Source organism: Halomonas rhizosphaerae (assembly GCF_030010555.1).
Lineage (GTDB): Bacteria > Pseudomonadota > Gammaproteobacteria > Pseudomonadales > Halomonadaceae > Halomonas > Halomonas rhizosphaerae.
This window is the reverse complement of sequence record NZ_JASCQP010000030.1, coordinates 37,530-56,680: the sequence shown is the minus strand read 5'-3', so window position 1 is coordinate 56,680 and position 19,151 is coordinate 37,530. Positions and strand designations below refer to the sequence as shown.

Genomic DNA, 19,151 nt, shown 5'->3' with positions numbered 1-19,151 from the left:
TCGCTCGGTCAGTCGGCCAGCCGCGCCTGCAGCCAGGCCAGCGCCCCCGGCGTGGTTCGCCACTGGTCGCGCATCAAGGTGCGATACTGCCAGGCCTCGGCACGGGAACCGGGCTCGGCGACGCCCTCGCCACCGCCGACCGGTCGCGGGTTCTCGGCGCACAGCATGGCCACGGCATGGGGGTTGTGGCGGGCCACCTCCCCCAGCGCCTCGGCGGCCTCGTCGCGGCGCTCCAGGCGATAGAGCGCCAGCACCCGCCCCATCAGCAGCCCCAGCGGCGGGGTCTCGTCGTCATCGCCGTCGAGCTCGCGCTCACTCAGGGCCAGGGCAGCGCGGTCGCGACCTTCCCGGAGCAGCTGGTCGAGCACCAGCTCGCGCAGGCCCAGGCTGTCCTGGTCGTCCAGGGTGAGCAGCCGCTCGGCGAGCTCTCGGGAGCGCGCCCGGGCACCGCGCTCCATGCCCACCACCAGTGCCAGACCGGTGCGCAACAGCACGGCGTTGTCGGCACTGTCCCACAGGAAGGCGCCCTCCCCCTCGGCGCGCACCTGCTCAAGCCAGCGCTCCAGCCGGCTCGCCAGGGGCTCGAACAGGCTCGGCGCCATCCACGGCAGGCTGCCGAAGCGGCTGGCGAGTGCCAGCGCCAGGGATTGCACCACGGCGGGGGCGTCCAGCCACTCGGGATGGGCGCAGAGCGCCGGCAGCCACTCCCCGGCATGGGGCCAGGGATCCTCGTCGAAGCCCATCGGGGCGTCGCTCTCGACCCGCGCCCGGAAGACCTTCTGCCAGGCGGCGAACAGGGTGTCCTCGCGGGCGGTGGTGTGGTACTCGAGGCTGCCATCGTCGCCGACGCGGATCTCCAGGCGCGGGGCCACGGGCAGCGATTCCAGCAGCGCCTGCAGGGCCACCAGCGGCTCGGCCAGGTCCTCCTCGGCACTGAGCAGCTGATCGGCGAGCGTCGCCCCGGGGTTCTCGGCCAGGTCGGCCAGGAACTGCAGCTGGTCGGGGTCCAGGTCGCCCTGGCGGGCCAGGCGCCGGAACCAGAAGCGCGACCGCTCGGCGGCTTCCTGCTCATGCCCCTCGTGCAGCAGCAGCATGGCCTCGATATAGGCCAGGGTCGGCGAGTCGGGCAGGGCCTGCTGGGCGCGCACGAAGGCCGCCCGGGCACTGTCCAGGTCATCGTTGTCCAGGTGCATCAGGCAGAGCCGCTCCAGGGCCACGCCGCGCAGGAACAGCGGCCCGCGGTCGAGCACGGCGTCGAGCAGCGCCTCGCGCTTGCGGTGGAAGCCGCGCTCCTGGTAGAGGTCGATGAGGATCTCGAAGGCGGGCTCGGCCTGCTCGGGGAGGGTCAGCCAGTCAGCACGCTCGAACAGCGACTCGAGGATCTGCTGGGCCCGCCCGCGCTGGCCGGACTCGGCGGCGATAAGGCCGGCCTCCAGCAGCGCCTGGGCCGGGGCGCGGCCGCTGGCCAGGGCGGCCTTGAGGGTATCGCCCTTCCAGTCGCGCAGCGAGAGCATCCACATCAGGTGCGGCGGCACATGACCGGGCAGGCTGACCGCCCCGCAACAGTGCTTGGTCTTGCGCCCGGAATCGCACCAACAGGGTTCGTTGCGCCCGGGCCGGGCCAGGGGCTCGGCGGCGAAGTCGAGTCGTGCCAGCGGGGTCTGCGACCACAGCTCCGGCGCCAGCGCCTGGGCCAGCGCCAGGTTGCCGCCGACCAGGGCTGGCCCCTCGTCGCGGGCCCAGGCCATCAGCGTGGGGTAGCGCTCGTCCTGGCGAATGGCCACCAGGGCACCCGAGGCAAAGCCCAGCAGCTGTTCTACCCATACTGCCAGCATCGCGCACTCCAACGTTTGGAAAACGGCATAGTCTACCAGTCCGGCGCCAGGCTGGGCAGGTGGGTCTGTCGCCTGTCCGGGAGATCAGGCGTGCCCTCTGGGGAACAGCGGCCGGGTGCGCTCGGCCATGTCGAGTCTCGCGCCGAGGCGCACCAGATTCCAGTAGTGGCCGTTGAGGGTGCGCGAGAGCAGCAGCGTGTCCGCCGGGGGCTGCAGGCGGTCCATGGCTGCCCAGACCTTCGGGGAGAGCTCGCGTAGCCGACGGTGTACCCGGACGTCGCCGAAGTCCTGCTCACCCGGTTCGAACAGCGGCGTGACCGCCTCGGCCGCCTCGCGGTAAAGGGCCAGGGGCGCCCCCTGCCCCTGACGGCCACCCAGTTCGAGCATCGCCGCGTCCATGGCCATGGGATCCCCCACCAGGGTCGCCTCGAGCAGCCGCATCATCGCGGCCAGGCGCGCCTCGGGCACCGGGATCACGGCGCCGAGATCGTAGATCACCAGACGCCCCGTCGGGTCGGCGGCGAAGTTGCCGGCATGGGGGTCGGCATGCAGCTCGCCATGGGTGAAGAGTTCCTCGGTCAGCCAGTCGGCGAGCGTCGTCGCCACCCGCTGGCGCAGGGCGTCGTCGGCCGCCTCGAGATCACGCAGCGGGGTCCCGGCGACGTAGCGCATGGCCAGCACCCGCGGGCCGGAGAAGTCCGGCAACGGCTCGGGGATCACCAGGCTGTCGAGGTGCGCATAGCGCGAGCGGTAGCGGGCCAGTGCCTGTGCCTCCGCGTGGTAGTCCAGCTCGCCGCGCAGGCTCACCGCCAGCTCCTCGAAGAGCGCATCGAGCCGCGCCTGGGGCACCTTGAACCAGCGACCCAGGCGCATCAGGCGTCGCACCTGCGCCAGGTCGCTCTCCAGTACCTCGGCCAGTCCCGGATACTGCACCTTGAGCACCAGGGTCTCGCCGTCCCGGGTCGTGGCGCGGTGCACCTGGCCCATGGAAGCGCTGGCGAAGGGGCGCTCCTCGATGCCGGAGAACACCGCGTCCAGGTCGCCGTACTGGGCGACCAGGGTGCGGCGGATGCCCGTCCAGGGCATCGGTTCGGCCTGGCGCTGCAGGCGGGAGAGCTCCTCGGCGAGGTCGGGCGGCAGCAGGTCGTCCCACTGGGACATGATCTGGGCCAGCTTCATGGCCGGCCCCTTCAGCTCGGAAAGCCCCTCGAAGAGGGCCTCTCCCAGGGCCCGCCAGTCGGCCTGCCCGCCCATTCGGGTGCGGATCAGCGCCCCGCCGGTGCGGGCGCCGAGTCCCAGCAGGCGCCGGGTACGGCCGCGTTCGCGCATGCCTCTCTCCTCCGATCAATATTGTACAACCATTGTACATCTATTGGTGCAGCTTACACCTGGCGAGGCGTGGCGAATACTGGAAGAATGTCCATGTCATTCACCGCGACGAGCCATCATGCGACTGATCATCGCCGAGAAACCGAGCCTGGCCCGGGCCATCGCCGAGGCCCTGCCCGGCTCCCCCCGCCGCGACGACGGGGCCCTGGTGGTGGGTGAGACCACGGTCACCTGGTGCCTGGGCCACCTTCTGGAACAGGCCCCGCCCGATGCCTACGACCCGGCCCTGAAGCAGTGGCGCCTCGACCAGCTGCCGATCCTGCCGGGCCGCTGGAAGCTGATGCCTCGCCCGAAGGCCCGCGGCCAGCTGGCGGTGATCCGTCGACTGCTCAAGTCCGCCCGCGAGGTGGTGCATGCCGGCGACCCCGACCGCGAGGGGCAGCTGCTGGTGCAGGAGGTGATCGAGCACCTGGGCTGGAAGGGGCCGGTGTCGCGGCTGCTGGTCAGCGACCTCAACCGCCCGGCGGTGCAGCGCGCGCTCGCCCGGCTCGAGGACAACGGTCGCTTCGCGCCGCTCTACCGGGCAGCCCAGTGCCGCGCCCGGGCCGACTGGCTCTACGGCATCAACCTGACCCGCGCCTGGACGCTCACCGGCCGCCAGGCCGGCCACGACGGTGTGCTCTCGGTGGGACGGGTCCAGACCCCGGTGCTGGGGCTGGTGGTGCGCCGCGACGCCGAGATCCGCGACTTCGTCCCCAGACCCTTCTTCGTGCTGTGGGCCGACCTCGCCGTCGCGCAGGGCCGGTTGCGCACCTGGTGGGTGCCCGGGGAGGCCCATCCCCTCGACGACCAGGGGCGCCTGCTGGTCCGGGAACCGGCCGCCGCCCTGGCGGAGCGCCTGCCCGGTGCCGAGGGTCGGCTCACGGCACTCGAGCGCCGTGACAAGCGCCAGGCCGCTCCCCTGCCCTACTCGCTCTCGGCGCTTCAGGTGGATGCGGCACGGCGCCATGGGCTCTCCGCCAAGGCGACCCTGGACATCTGCCAGCGTCTCTACGAGCGCCATCAGCTGATAACCTACCCCCGCTCGGACTGCCGCTATCTGCCCGAGGAGCATTTCGCCTCGGCCCGTAGCACGCTGGAGGGCGCCTGCCGCCAGGACGAGACGCTGCGAGGCTGGCTGGCCGGTGCGGATCTCTCACGGCGCTCCAGGGCCTGGGACGATCGCAGGGTCGGCGCCCACCACGCCCTGGCGCCCACCGGCAAGACCGCCGACCTCGCGCGACTCGAGAAGGCCGAAGCCGATGTCTTCCGGCTGATCGCCCGCAACGTCCTGGCGCAGTTCTATCCCGCGCTTTCCACCCGCGAGGTGAAGGCGGCATTTTGCCTCCTCGACGAGACCTTCCGCGCCCGGGGCCAGGAGATCCTCGACCCCGGCTGGAAGCCGCTGTTCACCACCCGTGACGAGGCACCACCGCTGCCACCGCTCACCGAGGGGGAGACATGCCGGGTCCTGGAGGCCGGTGTCGAGGACCGTGAGACCCGCCCGCCGGAGCCCTTCACCGACGCCAGCCTGATCAAGGCGATGATGAACATTGCCCGCTACGTGGAGGACCCGGCCGTCCGGCGCACCCTGCGCGAGCACGACGGCCTGGGCACCGAGGCGACCCGGGCCGGCATCATCGAGACGCTGGTGGAGCGCGGCTACCTGATCCGCCAGGCAAAGGCGCTGCGCGCCACGCGGCTCGGCAGCGCGCTGATCGCCTCGCTGCCCGAGGCGGTGGGCCGCCCCGAGCGTACCGCGCTCTGGGAGCAGCGCCTGGGCGCCATCGCCGAGCAGGGCGACGCCCCGGCCCCCTTCCTCGCGGCCCTGGTCGAGGACCTGCATGGCCTGCTCGCCGCCGCCGACGCGGGGCGGATGCGCGAGGCGCTGCACAGCGCCCGGGGCGAGCAGGCCCCGGCGGCGCGCTCGGCTCGAGGCCCCCGGCGCGGCGGGTCGCGCCGCAGGACGCCCGCGGCACGGCGCACTCGCCGCCCATGATCCCGGGAGCTGCCCCATGACCCCTGCGACCCACTGGATCGTCGGCCCCGGCGCCCTGGGACGGCTGATCGCCCTCCGGCTGGCCGGACGGGTCCCGGTGAGGCTGGTCGGCCGCCGCCCGCTTCCCGACCGCCAGACCCTGGTCACCCCGGAGGGCGACGCCCGGGTACAGGCAGTTGTCATGGCGCGGATCGATGCCCTGCCCGCGGACCCCCCGGCTGTGGTGCACCTGACCACCAAGGCCCACGGCGCCGAGGCGGCCCACGCCGCCCTTGCCGCCCGGCTGCCCGCCGGGGTGCCGCTGGTGCTGTGGCAGAATGGCTTCGCCTGTCAGCCCCGGCTCACCGAGCACCATCACGGCCCGGTGCTCTGCGCCACCACCACCGAGGGCGCCCATGTACAGGACGACGACCGGGTGACCCATGCCGGCCATGGCGACACCTACATCGGCGCCCTGGACGGGAGCCACGCGGACCTGGCCACCGCGCTGGCGCAGACCCTGACCGCCGCCGGGCTGCCGGCCGAGGCGGTTGCCGACATCCGCGTGCGGCTATGGCGCAAGCTGGCCGTCAATGCCGCCATCAACCCCCTGGTCGCCCGGTTCGCGATCCGTAACGGGCAGTTGCGCGACCGCCCCTTCCGCCCCATGGTCGAGCGGCTGATCACCGAGGTCGCGGCGATCCTCGCCGCCGAGGGCGTCACCCCACCCGGCGATGGGGGGCTGGAGGGCTGGCGGCAGCTGGTCTGGCAAGTCGTCGAGGCCACGGCGAGCAACCGGGCCTCCATGCTGCAGGACGTGATGGCCGGCCGCCTCACCGAGCACGAGGCGATCCTCGTCCCGCTGCTGGACGCCGCCGCACGGCACCGGCTGACGGCCCCCTGCCTGGCACGCCATCTCCATGACCTGCGCCTCCGGGCGGCGGCATTGGCGGAACCTCCGGCGGCTTGCTAGTCTTGAGTGACTATGATTCCGGGCCGGCGGCCCCCTCAGACTGCCGACTCAAGGTCGGGGAACATGCAACCGGATTCACGCCTCGCCATCGCACTGGCTAGCGTCCTGGCGCTGGTGGCGCTGCCCACGCAGGCCGACTCGGCCATGCCCGCCTACGGCGGCATGGCGCAGGATCTGGTGCACCTCGACAATGGCATGATCGTCCAGGGAAGCGACGTCGAGACCCCCGATGGCTATACCTCGGGCTTCCGCCTCACCGCCGGCTTCACGCCGCAGCACCTGCCCCGCCTCGACCTCGGCGCCGAATTCAGCTACCGCGAGAGCGATGACGTGCCGGTGTCACTCACCGATGGCCAGCAGCTCCTCGACACCACCAGCCTGGGAGGCAGCCTGGTGGCCGGCGTGCGTCTCGGGCCACTCGGCCTCTATGCCAAGTCGGGCCTGGCGGAGTGGCAGGGAGATCCCGTCGGGGGCGGTGACCAGCTTCGCGAGGGCGGGGGTACGGCCAGGGTGCAGGGCTTCGGTGCCCGCTTGCAGCTGCGCCACCTGGTGAGTCGCCTGGAGTTCGAGGAGATCGATGCGCCGGCCATGAACCACCTCAACCTGATGACCGCCTCGCTGCACTTCCCTTTCTAGCTGCAAGCTGCAAGCTGCAAGCTGTAGGATGATGGTGTCCATCCAGGCACAAGCCACAAGGGATTTCCTTGTCGCTTGTGCCTTGCCGCCTGAAGCCGGCCGAAGGCCTAACCCGTATTGCGCAGCCCCGCGGCGATCCCCGCCATGGTCACCATCAGCGCGCGGGAGAGGTCCGCGCTGATCGCCCCGTCGGCATCGCGGTTACGCTGCAGGAGCTCGGCCTGCAGGCCGTGCAGCGGATCGATGTAGGGGTTGCGCACCTCGATGGCCTGGCGAATCAACGGCGTCTTCTCCAGCAGTTCCTGCTGGTCGAGCACCTCCAGCAGCGCCTCGTGGAGTCGACCGAAGCGGGTGCGCAGCCGCTCCCCGAGCGCCTTGAGGGCCGGCTCGTCGACCAGCCGGTGCTCGTAGTAGGCGGCGATCCCCACGTCGGCCTTGGCCAGCAGCATCTCCAGCATGTCCAGGTAGGTACCGAAGAAGGGCCACTGGTCGCGCATCTCGCGGAGCACCTCGAGCCCCCCCTCATCCTCCAGCCGCTGGCTGAAGGCCTCGCCACTGCCCAGCCAGGCCGGCAGCATCAGGCGGATCTGGGTCCAGGCGAAGATCCAGGGAATCGCCCGCAGGGTCTCCACACCACCGTCCTGGCGACGCTTGGTGGGGCGTGAGCCCAGTGGCAGACGCCCGAGGGCGCCTTCCGGGGTCACCGAGCGGAAATAGGGGACGAAATCGGGATCCTCGCGCACCACCCCCACATAGGCGCCATGGGCCACCTCGGCCAGGCGGTCCATCTCCTCGCGCCATTCCGGCCTGGGCGCCGGCGGCGGCAGCAGGCTCGCCTCTAGCACCGCACAGGCATAGATCTCCATGGAACGCAGGGCGATCTCCGGCTGGCCGAACTTGAAGCGGATCATCTCGCCCTGCTCGGTCACCCGCAGGCTGCCGTTCACCGAGCCCGGCGGCTGGGAGAGGATGGCCGCGTGGGCGGGACCGCCACCCCGGCCCACGGTACCGCCGCGGCCATGGAAGAGGGTGAGGTCGACCCCGTGGCGGTCGCAGACCGCCACCAGCGTCTCCTGGGCCCGGTACTGCGCCCAGGCCGCAGCCAGCTGGCCGGCATCCTTGGCGGAGTCCGAATAGCCGATCATCACCTCCTGGCTGTCGCCGGCCAGGGCGCGATACCCCGGCAGCGCCAGCAGGTGGTCGATTACCTCTCCGGCGTGGTCGAGGTCATCGAGGGTCTCGAACAGCGGCGCGATAGGCAAGGTGACCGTGCCCCCCACCTCCTTCATCAGCAGCGCCACGGCGAGCACGTCGGACGGCTCCCCGGCCATGGAGATGATGTAGGTCCCCAGCGCCTCACGATGCTCGGAGGCGATGACCCGGAAGGTATCGATGACCTCGCGGGACTCGGCGGAGCACTCCCAGCGCCGCGGGATCAGTGGACGCCGCGAGGCGAGCTCGGTGAGCAGGAACTCCTGGCGCTGCGCCTCGTCCCAGTCGCGGTAGTGGCCGAGCCCCAGGCCATGGGTGAGTTCCTCCATCACCTGGGCGTGGCGACTGGCTTCCTGGCGCAGGTCGAGCTTGGTCAGGGTCACCCCGAACACCGCCACGCGGCGCAGGGTGTCGAGCAGCACGCCGTTGGCGATGGTGTCGAGCCCCACGTCACACAGCGAGCGATAGCAGGCCAGCAGGGGGGCATAGAGCTGGTCGCGGGTCTCGATGATGGGGCCACCCTTGTAGCTGCCCCCGTCGAGCTCGGCCTTGGCCCAGTCACGGGTCGCCTCGACCCTCGCAAGCAGGCGCTTGATCAGTTCGCGGTAGGGTTCGGCGACATCGCCCACCTCGGCCTTGAGCGCGCTGTTGGCCTTCCACATGGAGAGCTCGGCCTTGAGCTGCTCCAGGTCGCGCAGGTAGAGGTCCGCCGCCATCCAGCGCCCCAGCAGCAGCACCTCCCGAGTCACCTTCGCCGTAACGTTGGGATTGCCGTCGCGATCGCCGCCCATCCAGGACGCGAAGCGGATCGGTGCGGCGTCCAGCGGCAGGCGCTCGCCGGCGGTCTCCAGCAGCAGGTTGTCCAGGTCGCGGTGGAAGTCGGGCACCGCCTGCCACAGGGAGTTCTCGATCACCGCGAAGCCCCACTTGGCCTCGTCCACCGGGGTCGGTCGCTCATGGCGGATCTCGTCGGTGTGCCAGGCCTGGCTGATCAGCTCCTCCAGGCGGCCCTGGGCACGCGCCCCGCGCTCCGGGTAGTCCCCGGAGGACTCGATGGCCGTGAGGCAGTCGTCGATGGCGTCATACTTCTGGATCAGGGTGCGGCGAATGACCTCGGTGGGGTGCGCGGTGAGCACCAGCTCGACGCGCATGCCGGAGAGGGTCTCCACCAGCTTGCGCGGCGAGTGGCCCTCGCCCCGGGCCCGCTCGAGCAGCTCGGAGAGCACCGGCTGGGAGCCGGGCTTGTAGTCCTCGACCCGACGGAAGCGCGCCCGATAGTGCTGCTCGGCGATATTGGCCAGGTTGAGGAACTGGTTGAAGGCCCGGGTCACCGGCAGCAGGTCCCGGTCGGGCAGCTTGCGCAGGTACTCGATCAGGGCGCGCTGGCTGCCCTCCTCGCCCTGGCGGCCGCGCTTGGCGAAGCTGCGAATGGTCTCGATGCGGTCGACGAAGCCCGGGCCCAGGTCATCGGCGATGGTGCGGCCCAGGCTGTCGCCCAGGATACGGACATTGTCACGCAGCGATTCATGCAGGTCATGGCTCATGGCCGGGACTCTCCTTGCGGCGGTTCCTGAACGGGGGTGTCGAGGCGCTTGGCGTCCTGCCAGTGCCGCTCCATGGCCTCCAGGCCGGCCTCCTGCAGCGGCACCTCGGCGGCGGCCAGGGCCGCCTCAACGTGACGGAAGCGCCGCTCGAACTTGGCATTGGTGGCCCGCAGGCACTGCTCGGGTTCGGCCTTGAGCGTGCGCGCCAGGTTGGTCACCGCGAACAGCAGGTCGCCCACCTCCTCGGCGGCATGCGTCCGGTCCCCCTCGGCCAGGGCCTGCTCCACCTCGTCGAGCTCCTCGCGGATCTTGGCCAGCACGCCATGGGCATCCGGCCAGTCGAAGCCGACCCGGGCGGCACGCTTGGAGAGCTTGGCCGCCCGGGAGAGGGCCGGCAGGGTGCGGGGGACATCGTCCAGCACCGACGCCGCGGCGCTGTCACGCGAGGCACCCGGGGTGTCGCTTGCCCGCTCGGCGCGCTCCTCGGCCTTCAGCGACTCCCAGCGGGAGTGGACCTGTCGGGTCTCGATGTCCTCGGCACTGACCCCCGGCGGGCGGCGCGAGGCCAGGGTCCCGTCGGGGAAGACGTGGGGATGACGGCGCAGCATCTTGGCGGTGAGGACATGGACCACCTCGTGGAAATCGAAGCGCCCTTCCTCGGCCCCGAACTGGCTGTAGTAGACCACCTGGAAGAGCAGGTCACCGAGCTCGCCGGGCAACTCGTCCCAGGCCCGCCGCTCGATGGCATCGGCGACCTCGTAGGCCTCCTCCAGGGTATGGGGCACGATGGAGTCCCAGTCCTGCTTCACGTCCCAGGGGCAGCCCTGATCGGTGTCACGCAGCACGGCCATCAGCTCGAGCAGGTCATCGAGGTCATACCGGGGCTTGCTCATGTCATCCTCCTCCTGCGCTTGCCCGACTTGCCCTGGCCACCCCCGCTGCGCAGCCGTCGCACCTCGATGACGTTGGGCAGCTGCTGGATGCGCGAGAACAGACGCCCCAGGGTCTCCAGGCCGTCGACCTCGACGGTGATGGACATGCGTGCGATGCCGTCCTCGGTGTCGGTGAGGGTGTTCACCGAGAGGACGTTGACGCGGTCGTTGCTGAGCACGCCGGTGACATCGCGCAGCAGTCCCGAGCGGTCCCAGGCCTGGATCTCGATGTCCACCGGGTACTGGGTGCGGGCACGCTCGCCCCACTCCACCTCGATGATGCGCTGGGGCTCGTCCAGGCGCAGCTGCAGGATATTGGGGCAGTCCTGGCGATGCACGGTGACGCCGCGCCCCTGGGTGATGAAGCCGACGATGGCGTCGCCGGGCACCGGATGGCAGCAGTTGGCCATGCTGGTCTTGAGGTTGCCCACCCCGAGCACGGTGATGTCGCTGCCACTGCCCTTTCCCAGCGCCTTGCGGGGTTTGGCCAGCAGGCGGTCGAGCTGTTCCTGATCGTCGCTCTCGCCGAACAGCTGCTGGGCCTGGTGCAGCACCTGGCCGATGCGCAGGTCGCCCGCCCCCAGGGCCGCATACATGTCGTCCGGGGTGGGGTAGTTGACCTTGTTGGCCAGGCGCGTCAGGTCCATGCCCTCGACGTCGAGACGCTTCATCTCGCGCTCGAACAGCGCCCGGCCCTCCTCGAGGTTGCGGTCACGGGCCTGCAGCTTGAACCAGGCCTGGATCTTGGCCCGCGCCCGGGAGGTGCGCACATAGCCCAGGTTGGGGTTGAGCCAGTCGCGGCTGGGCCCGCCCTTGCTGGCGGTGAGGATCTCCACCTGCTGGCCGGTCTTGAGCCGGTAGGTGAGCGGTACGATGCGGCCGTTGACCTTGGCCCCCCGGCAGCGGTGGCCCACCTCGGTGTGTACCCGGTAGGCGAAGTCGATCGGCGTGGCGACCCGGGGCAGGTCGATGACGTGGCCGTCCGGGGTGAAGACGTAGATGCGGTCCGGGGCCACGTCGCTGGTCAGTCCCTCGCGCAGGTCGCCGAAGTCGCCCACCTCCTCGTGCCACTCCAGCACCTGGCGCAGCCAGGCGATCTTCTCCTCGTAGCTGGCGCTTCGCGCGCTGGTGTCGTGGCCCTTGTAGCGCCAGTGGGCACAGACCCCGAGCTCGGCCTCCTCGTGCATGGCGAAGGTGCGGATCTGGATCTCGAGCACCTTGTTCTCGGGGCCGAGTACCGCGGTGTGCAGCGACTGGTAGCCGTTCTTCTTGGGGTTGGCGATGTAGTCGTCGAACTCGTTGGGGACGTGATGCCAGCGCGAGTGGACGATGCCCAGCACCGTGTAGCAGTCGGTCACCTCGGGCACCAGGATACGCACCGCCCGGATGTCATGGACCTGGGAGAAGTCGATGCGCTTGCGCTTCATCTTGCGCCAGATCGAGTAGATGTGCTTGGCGCGCCCGTCGACCTGGAAGCGGCTGATCCCCTGGGCCGACATCAGCGACTTGAGGGTATTCACCACCTCGCTGATGTAGCGGTCGCGGTCCAGGCGCTTCTCGGCGAGCTGGCGGGCGATGGCCTTGTACTCCGCCTCGTGCAGGTAGCGGAAGGAGAGGTCCTCGAGCTCCCACTTGAGCTGTCCGATGCCCAGGCGATGGGCCAGGGGCGCATAGATATCGAAGACCTCCCGAGCCACCTGCAGGCGCTTCTCCCGCGGGGCGTCGCGCACCTGGCGCAGGGCGCAGGTACGCTCGGCGATCTTGATCAGGGCGACGCGGACGTCGTCGATCAGGTTGACCAGCATCTTGCGCAGGTTGTCCTGCTGGTCGTGCTGGCTCAGCCCCTGGCTGGGGGCCTGGAAGGTGCTGATGGCGGCCATCTGCAGCACGCCGTCGATGAGCCCGGCGACCTCGTGGCCGAAGCGCTTGTCGACCTCCTCGAGGCCGATCAGCTTCTCGCGGACGGCACGGTAGAGCACCGCGGCCTCCAGCGCCGGCTGGTCGAGCTTGAGCTCGCCCAGGATGTCGGCCATCTCGAGGCCCATGCGAAAGCTCGAGCCATCCTTGAGCCAGGCCTTGTGGGGGCGGTCGGACGCCAGCTCCAGCTGCTGGGCCAGCTCGCAGGCACGGCGCATCTCGTCGACGTCGCGCAGCTTGACGTCGTCCTGCAGGCGTGTGAGCCACTGGTCGATCGCGACCCTCCCGTCCCGGGTCAGCGGCTGCTCTTCACGCACTTTAACCATCGCTTGACGCTCCTTGGGCCTGCCGCGCCGAGCCGGGATACTCGAACAGCAGCATGGATTCCAGGTGTGAGGTGTGCACGAACATGTCGGCCACGGCCGCACGCCGGATACGATAGCCACCGTGCACAAGGTGTGCCGCATCCCGGGCCAGGGTGGCCGGATCACAGGAGATGTAGAGCAGCCGCGGCACCGGATGTTCCACCAGTGCCCGGCTTACCGCCTCGGCCCCCTCCCGGGGCGGGTCCAGCACCACCACGTCGGGGACGGCCTCCTGTAGCAGGGCGCGCACGGCCGGCGGCGCGGCGAGATCCGCCTGACGCGCCACGACGTCCAGGCCCCGCCCTGGCGCATTGGCGCGGGCATTCTCGCCAAGCCGCGCAACCATCGCCGGATTACCCTCCACCGCCGTCACCCGTGCACCGGCGGTGGCCAGCGGCAGGCTGAAATTGCCCACGCCGGCGAACAGGTCCAGTACCCGCTCACCGGCGGCCAGCGGCGCCAGCCAGGACAGGGCTGTCCTCACCATCAGGCCATTGACCTCGGCATTGGCCTGCAGGAAGTCCCCGGGGGCGACGCCCAGGGCGAGGTCCCCGTCTGGCCCCGGCACCCGGCAACGTAGTGCCGGTGCGGCCGTCAGCCAGTCGAGCTCGGGCGCCTCGCGACCCAGCCAGCGGGCCAGGTGTACGCCATGGGCCCTGGCGAAGGCCTGCCAGCGCCGCACATCCCCCGGGTTGTCACGCAGCTGCCGCACGACCACCACCACTGCCTGATCACTCTCGAGCAGCTCGAGGTGCCCCACCTGGCGCGGTGCCTCGAGCTCTGCCAGCAGCTGGTGCAGCGGCACCAGCAGGGCGTCCAGGGCCGGCACCAGCACGGTGCAGGCGTCGATGTCGATCAGGCGATGGGTATGGCGCGCGCGAAAGCCCAGGTGGACGTCACCGTCGGCGTTCACCTTGACGCCCAGGCGGGCACGCCGGCGGTAGTCCTGTCCCGCGCCGGCGAGCAGCTCGGGCGACGCGGCCAGGGCGATGCCCTGGCGCCCCAGCAGCTCCTCCAGGACCGCCTGCTTGTGGCGGCGCTGTGCCGGTAGCGCAAGGTGCTGCAGGTCGCAGCCGCCACAGCGCCCGAAGTAGGGACAGGGGGGCACGACGCGCTCCGGCGAGGCCAGCAGCAGCTCCTGCACATGGGCCTCGTCGAAGCGCTTGCGGGTGCGATGGACGGCAACCCTCACGTGCTCGCCGGGGAGTGCGCCTTCGATGAATACCGTCTTGCCCAGAGCGGTGCGCGCCACCCCTCGCCCGTCATGGGCCAGCCCCCGGATCTCCAGGGTATCCTGCTCGCCGACGCCGGAGGCCTCCCGGCGTTCCCCCTGGCGCCCATGCAGCCCCGAGACACCCGTCGCCGCGCGCATCGGACGACGCTTGCCCAGCATGGCCATGCTCAGCGCTCCGGGGCGAACAGGCCGGTGGAGAGGTAGCGATCGCCACGGTCGCAGACGATGAAGACGATCACCGCCTTCTCGACCTCGGCGGCGAGCCGCAGCGCGCCGGCGAGCGCCCCGCCGGACGAGACCCCGGACAGGATGCCCTCCTCCCGCGCCAGGCGACGCATGTGCTCCTCGGCCTCCTGCTGGCCGATGTCCAGCACCCGGTCGACGCGGCTGGGATCGAAGATGCTCGGCAGGTACTCCGGCGGCCAGCGGCGGATGCCGGCGATGCTGGCCCCGTCCTCGGGCTGCAGGCCGATGATCTGTACCTCGGGGTTGCGCTCCTTGAGGTAGCGCGACACGCCCATGATGGTGCCGGTGGTACCCATGGAGCTGATGAAGTGGGTGATGGTGCCGCCGGTTTGCTCCCAGAGTTCCGGGCCAGTGGTGCGGTAGTGCGCCAAGGGGTTGTCCGGGTTGGCGAACTGGTCCAGGCGCTTGCCATCGCCGCGGGCGATCATCGCCTCGGCCAGGTCACGGGCCTCCTCCATGCCCCCTTCCTTGCTCACCTCGACCAGTTCGGCGCCGTAGGCGGCCATGGCCTGCTTGCGCTCGGCGGAGGCACTCTCCGGCATGGTCAGCACCATGCGATAGCCCATGATGGCGGCCGCCATGGCAAGGGCGATCCCGGTGTTGCCGGAGGTCGCCTCGACCAGGGTGTCGCCGGGCGCGATCTCGCCGCGGGCCTCGGCCTGCTGGAGCATTGAGAGGGCGGGGCGGTCCTTGACCGACCCGGCGGGATTGTTGCCCTCCAGCTTGGCCAGCAGGGTATTGCCGCGCCCGGCGGTGATGCGCTTGAGACGGACCAGCGGCGTGTGACCGACAGTCTCCTCGAGAGTGGGGAAATGCATGTAACCTTCCTGATGGAAACGCCTTTTCAGCATTATATCCCTGCGGCTGCACACTGGACAGGCATCTGCCCGCCCTGTGGCATACTGGACGCCGATTCACCGCCCGACGAGCCCACCGATGTCCCTCAAGACCCGACTGATGCTGATGATCCTCGGCCTCCCCCTGCTGCTGCTGGCCCTGCTGGTTGTCGCGGTCCTGGTGCTCGAGGATCGCCAGCGCCACGCGGAACTTCGCAACCAGCTGACGCGGGGTGCCGAACTGGTCGCGCCGGCCCTGGGTGAGGCCCTGTCAACGCAGGATGACCGGGCACTGTCACGACTGACCGACGGTCTGCTGGCGCTGCCCCATGTCCAGGCACTGAGCCTGCAGGATGGTCAGGGCGCGCCGCTGCTGGCGCGCGGCAGGGTTCGCGACCTGCCGGCGCCGACCGACCCCGACACCTCACGCCTACTGGAACGCGACCGTCGCTGGCTGCTGCAAATCCCCCTGACCGAGGGCGCGCCGACGCCGGCCTGGCTGGTGCTGGACATCGACACCACTCCCTTGCTGCTTACCCGTTATCGCCACCTGGCCAGCGCCGGCCTGGCGCTGATGCTCGCCGGCCTGCTGCTGTTCCTCGCGGCCTATGCCACCACGCGACGGCTGAGCCAGCCGCTGGAGGATGCCGGCCGCGCCCTGGATCGCCTGACTCTCGGCGTGGTGCCCGAGCGGCTGGCCATCCCCCCGGCACCGGAACTGGCCGGGCTCGCCCGACGCGTCAATGACCTGGCCGACCACCTGGAGACGGCCCGAGAGGAGATGCAGGCCCAGATCGAGCAGGCCACGGACGAGCTCCAGGAGTCCATGGAGACCATCGAGGTCCAGAACATCGAACTGGACCTGGCCCACCGTAGGGCCCTGGAGGCCAACCGCGTCAAGTCGGAATTCCTGGCCAACATGAGCCACGAGATCCGCACGCCCCTCAACGGCATCGTCGGCTTCTGTCGTCTGCTGGGACGCTCTCGGCTGGAGCCGCGCCAACGGGAATGGCTGGACCACGTGCAACGTGCCTGCGACAACCTGCTGATGCTGGTCAACGATGTCCTGGATTTCTCCAAGCTGGAGGCCGGCCGGGTGGAACTCGAGACACTGCCGCTAGACATGGTCGGCCTGGTCGACGAGGTGCTCGGCCTGCAGGCCCCGCTGGCCCAGCAGAAGGGACTGCAGCTGCTCGGCCTGGTCTACGATGACGTGCCGGCCGACCTCAAGGGGGACCCGCTGCGGATCCGCCAGGTGCTCACCAACCTGGTCCACAACGCCCTCAAGTTCTCCGACGAGGGCGAGGTGATCGTGCGGGTGATGCTGGAACAGGCCGAGGCCAGCCGGGTGGTCCTGCGCGTCAGCGTCAGCGACACCGGCCTGGGGCTGACCGACGAGGCCCGCCGACGCCTGTTCCAGGCCTTCCATCAGGCCGACATCAGCCATCCGAGAGAATTCGGCGGCACCGGCCTGGGGCTGGCCATCTGCCGTCAGCTGGTCGAGCAGATGGGCGGGGAGATCGACGTCGAGAGCGAGCCCGGCGAGGGCTCGACCTTCTCCTTCACCCTCGCCCTGTCGGCCAGCACGCAGAGCGAGCGCCCCCCGGAGCTCAGCCTGGACGGGGAGGTCATCGTGATCGAGGAGCCCCACCCGCCCACGCGTCGCGCCCTGCAGCACCTGATGACCCGCTGGGGCGCCCGGGTCACCACTAGGGCAATCGCCGGGAGCCTGCCTGCCGCCTCGCTGGTCGTGGCGGGGCTGGGGAGCGAGGACCTCGACGAGGCGCACCTGGCGGGTTGGCAACGCCGGCTGGATAGGCTGGGCTGCCCCGCCCTGCTGCTGATCAACGCCAGCCCCCCCGACCTACCTGCCCTGCCGCTGCCGCATGGCGGCGAGGTCCTGGGCAAACCGGTCTCCCGCTCGGCCCTGGCCGATGCCGTGGACCGCCATCTGGCGGGAACGCCTCGGGCCCTGCCGGCCCCCGCGCAGCACCGGCCGTCAGCGCCGCCGGTCCGGCTGCTGGTCGTCGACGATACGGAGTCCAACCGGCGGCTGCTGGACGAGCTGCTGGCCGGGCCCGGCCTCACGGTGACCCAGGCGGCAAGCGGGGAGGAAGCCCTGGCACTGGCGCATGACCGGGACTTCGACATGGTGTTGATGGACATCCGCATGGCGGGCATGGACGGGGTGGAGACGACCCGGGCATTGAGGCGCCTCGGCGGCGCCTGGCAGCGGGTGCCGGTCATCGCCGTCACCGCCCATGTACAGGGCGAGCAGCACCGGGTGCTGCGTGAGAGCGGTCTCGACGATGTGCTGATCAAGCCGCTGCAGCCACAGCGCCTCGCCCAGCTGCTGGAGGAGCACCTGGGCATCGTGCTGCCGGCGCGGGACGCGGAGAGCGGGCCGTCGACACGCGGTGATACCCCGGGGGAGGAGGACGCGGAGCTGGCGGTGGTGGACCTGGAGCTAGGGACCCGCCTGGCCGGCGGACGCGAGCCCCTCGCCCGGGAACTGCTGGAGAAGCTGGCCGACTCGCTGGCGCACAGCGAGCGGGCCATCCGTGACGCCGTCGCCCGCGACGACGAGGTGGCCATGCTCGACGCCCTGCATGCCCTGAATGGCGCCTGTCGCTATTGCGGCACGCCGCGCCTGGGGCTGCTGGCGGAAACCCTGGAGACACGGCTGCGCTCGCGGGGCGTGTCCGCCGTGGTGCCGCTGCTCCCCGACCTCTATGCCGCCATGGGCGAGCTGCGCGCCTGGCAGGCGACTCAGCCCTCGAGCACCACGAAGGCCATCGCCAGGGCCTCCTCGTCGGAGAGCGACAGGTGAACCGACCTCACACCGGCCGCCTCGGCCAGCTCATGGGCCTTGCCGGAGAGGACCAGTGAGGGACGCCCCAGCGCATCGTTGACCACCTGGATCTCGGTCCAGCGCATGCCCCGTCGCAGGCCGGTGCCCAGCGCCTTGACGAACGCCTCCTTGGCGGCGAACCGCTTGGCCAGGAAGGCCGCGGGCAGGACATGACCACGGAACCGTTCTCGCTCCCGCTCACCGAGCAGGCGCAGCGCGAAGCGCTCTCCGTGCCGTCCCATGGCCCTCTCGAAACGGGCCACCCGGGCGATGTCGGTGCCGATGCCGATGATCATCGGCAGCAGTCCGACTCCTCGTCATGATCGTGGTCGTGTTCCTCGAGCGAGGCCACGAAACCCGCCTCCTGGCCGGCGATAGCCAGCCGCTTCATCTCGGCCACGGCCTCCTTGAGGCCCACGAAGAGCGCCCGGGCGATGATCGCGTGACCGATATTGAGCTCGTGGAGCCCGGGCAGCGCAGCAACCGCCTCGACGTTGTGGTAGTTCAGGCCGTGGCCGGCATTCACGATGAGGCCCAGTTCGAGGGCCATCTCGGCGGCGGCGGCGAGACGGGCATGCTCGCGACGGGCGGCCTCGCCCGCGACCTCGGCGTAGGCACCGGTATGCAGCTCGATCACCGGCGCGCCGGCCCTGGCCGCCGCCTCGATCTGGGCGGGCTCGGGATCGATGAACAGCGACGCCTCACAGCCGGCCGCGGCGAGCCGACGGCAGGCCGCGGCAACGGCCTCAAAGCTCCCCGCCACGTCGAGCCCGCCCTCGGTGGTCAGCTCCTCGCGCTTCTCGGGCACCAGGCAGACATGGGCCGGAGACAGCTGCTCTGCCAGGCACAGCATCTCCTCGGTGACCGCCATCTCCAGGTTCATGCGCGTATTGAGCACCTCGGCCAGCAGGCGCACGTCGCGCTCCTGGATATGGCGACGGTCCTCGCGCAGGTGCACGGTGATGCCGTCGGCGCCGGCCTCCTCGGCGAGCAGGGCCGCCTGTACCGGGTCCGGGTAGCGGGTGCCACGGGCCTGGCGCAGGGTGGCGATATGGTCGATATTGACGCCGAGCAGGATACGGGGGGGATGCATGGGGACTCCATGGGGGTCGGAAAATCAGGAATAAGCAACCCGCCTGAGCCGTGGGCTCAGGGCTGATCCGGCGGCAGCCCTGCGAGGAGGCGCTGTGAACCCATCCCTGGGCGCTACCGATGCCATCCATG

13 protein-coding genes are annotated in these 19,151 nt (G+C 70.6%); 4 read left to right on the top strand and 9 right to left on the bottom strand.

Going from position 1 to position 19,151, the window contains the following annotated elements:
* Positions 1-8: 8 nt before the first annotated feature.
* The gene (locus tag QLQ83_RS14460; RefSeq protein ID WP_282736221.1) at positions 9-1,835 is read right to left on the bottom strand and encodes an SEC-C domain-containing protein; all 1,827 of its coding nucleotides are present in this window, start codon (positions 1,833-1,835) and stop codon (positions 9-11) included.
* Between the two features lie 84 nt (positions 1,836-1,919).
* Positions 1,920-3,164: an ABC1 kinase family protein gene (locus tag QLQ83_RS14455; protein ID WP_282736220.1), complete on the bottom strand. Its 1,245-nt coding sequence runs from the start codon at positions 3,162-3,164 to the stop codon at positions 1,920-1,922.
* Positions 3,165-3,282: 118 nt separating this feature from the next.
* Here QLQ83_RS14455 and QLQ83_RS14450 point away from each other — a divergent pair, with 118 nt between their 5' ends.
* The 3 genes from QLQ83_RS14450 (at position 3,283) to QLQ83_RS14440 (ending at position 6,790) form a co-directional block, all read left to right on the top strand.
* On the top strand, positions 3,283-5,202 hold the full coding sequence (locus tag QLQ83_RS14450) for a DNA topoisomerase III (protein WP_282736219.1): 1,920 nt from the start codon (positions 3,283-3,285) through the stop codon (positions 5,200-5,202).
* Between the two features lie 16 nt (positions 5,203-5,218).
* Positions 5,219-6,154 carry a ketopantoate reductase family protein gene (locus tag QLQ83_RS14445; protein ID WP_282736218.1) on the top strand — a complete coding sequence of 312 codons (936 nt, stop codon included), beginning with the start codon at positions 5,219-5,221 and terminating at the stop codon, positions 6,152-6,154.
* Between the two features lie 63 nt (positions 6,155-6,217).
* Complete coding sequence (locus QLQ83_RS14440; RefSeq protein ID WP_282736217.1) at positions 6,218-6,790, top strand: hypothetical protein; 573 nt, start codon at positions 6,218-6,220, stop codon at positions 6,788-6,790.
* A gap of 107 nt (positions 6,791-6,897) precedes the next feature.
* Here QLQ83_RS14440 and ppc read toward each other — a convergent pair whose 3' ends face one another.
* The 5 genes from ppc to cysM are packed head-to-tail and all read right to left on the bottom strand — an operon-like array spanning position 6,898 to position 15,058.
* On the bottom strand, positions 6,898-9,546 hold the full coding sequence (gene ppc, locus QLQ83_RS14435) for a phosphoenolpyruvate carboxylase (RefSeq protein WP_282736216.1): 2,649 nt from the start codon (positions 9,544-9,546) through the stop codon (positions 6,898-6,900).
* The gene (gene mazG, locus QLQ83_RS14430; protein ID WP_282736215.1) at positions 9,543-10,439 is read right to left on the bottom strand and encodes a nucleoside triphosphate pyrophosphohydrolase; all 897 of its coding nucleotides are present in this window, start codon (positions 10,437-10,439) and stop codon (positions 9,543-9,545) included. The genes ppc and mazG overlap by 4 nt, the downstream gene beginning before the upstream one ends.
* Positions 10,436-12,721, bottom strand: coding sequence for a GTP diphosphokinase (relA, locus tag QLQ83_RS14425; protein WP_282736214.1), 2,286 nt, complete (start codon positions 12,719-12,721; stop codon positions 10,436-10,438). The genes mazG and relA overlap by 4 nt, the downstream gene beginning before the upstream one ends.
* Positions 12,714-14,159 carry a TRAM domain-containing protein gene (locus QLQ83_RS14420; protein WP_282736213.1) on the bottom strand — a complete coding sequence of 482 codons (1,446 nt, stop codon included), beginning with the start codon at positions 14,157-14,159 and terminating at the stop codon, positions 12,714-12,716. Before QLQ83_RS14420 ends, relA begins: the two co-directional genes overlap by 8 nt.
* 2 nt (positions 14,160-14,161) lie before the next feature.
* On the bottom strand, positions 14,162-15,058 hold the full coding sequence (cysM, locus tag QLQ83_RS14415; RefSeq protein WP_282736212.1) for a cysteine synthase CysM: 897 nt from the start codon (positions 15,056-15,058) through the stop codon (positions 14,162-14,164).
* Between the two features lie 118 nt (positions 15,059-15,176).
* Here cysM and QLQ83_RS14410 point away from each other — a divergent pair, with 118 nt between their 5' ends.
* The gene (locus tag QLQ83_RS14410; protein WP_282736211.1) at positions 15,177-17,906 is read left to right on the top strand and encodes an ATP-binding protein; all 2,730 of its coding nucleotides are present in this window, start codon (positions 15,177-15,179) and stop codon (positions 17,904-17,906) included.
* Here the strand turns inward: QLQ83_RS14410 and QLQ83_RS14405 are convergent.
* Positions 17,846-18,223 (bottom strand): holo-ACP synthase, encoded by a 378-nt coding sequence (locus tag QLQ83_RS14405; RefSeq protein WP_282736210.1) that lies wholly within the window; start codon positions 18,221-18,223, stop codon positions 17,846-17,848. The genes QLQ83_RS14410 and QLQ83_RS14405 overlap by 61 nt on opposite strands.
* A complete protein-coding gene (gene pdxJ, locus QLQ83_RS14400; protein WP_282736209.1) occupies positions 18,220-19,020 on the bottom strand; it encodes a pyridoxine 5'-phosphate synthase in 801 nt (266 codons plus the stop codon). Before pdxJ ends, QLQ83_RS14405 begins: the two co-directional genes overlap by 4 nt.
* Positions 19,021-19,151: the final 131 nt, after the last annotated feature.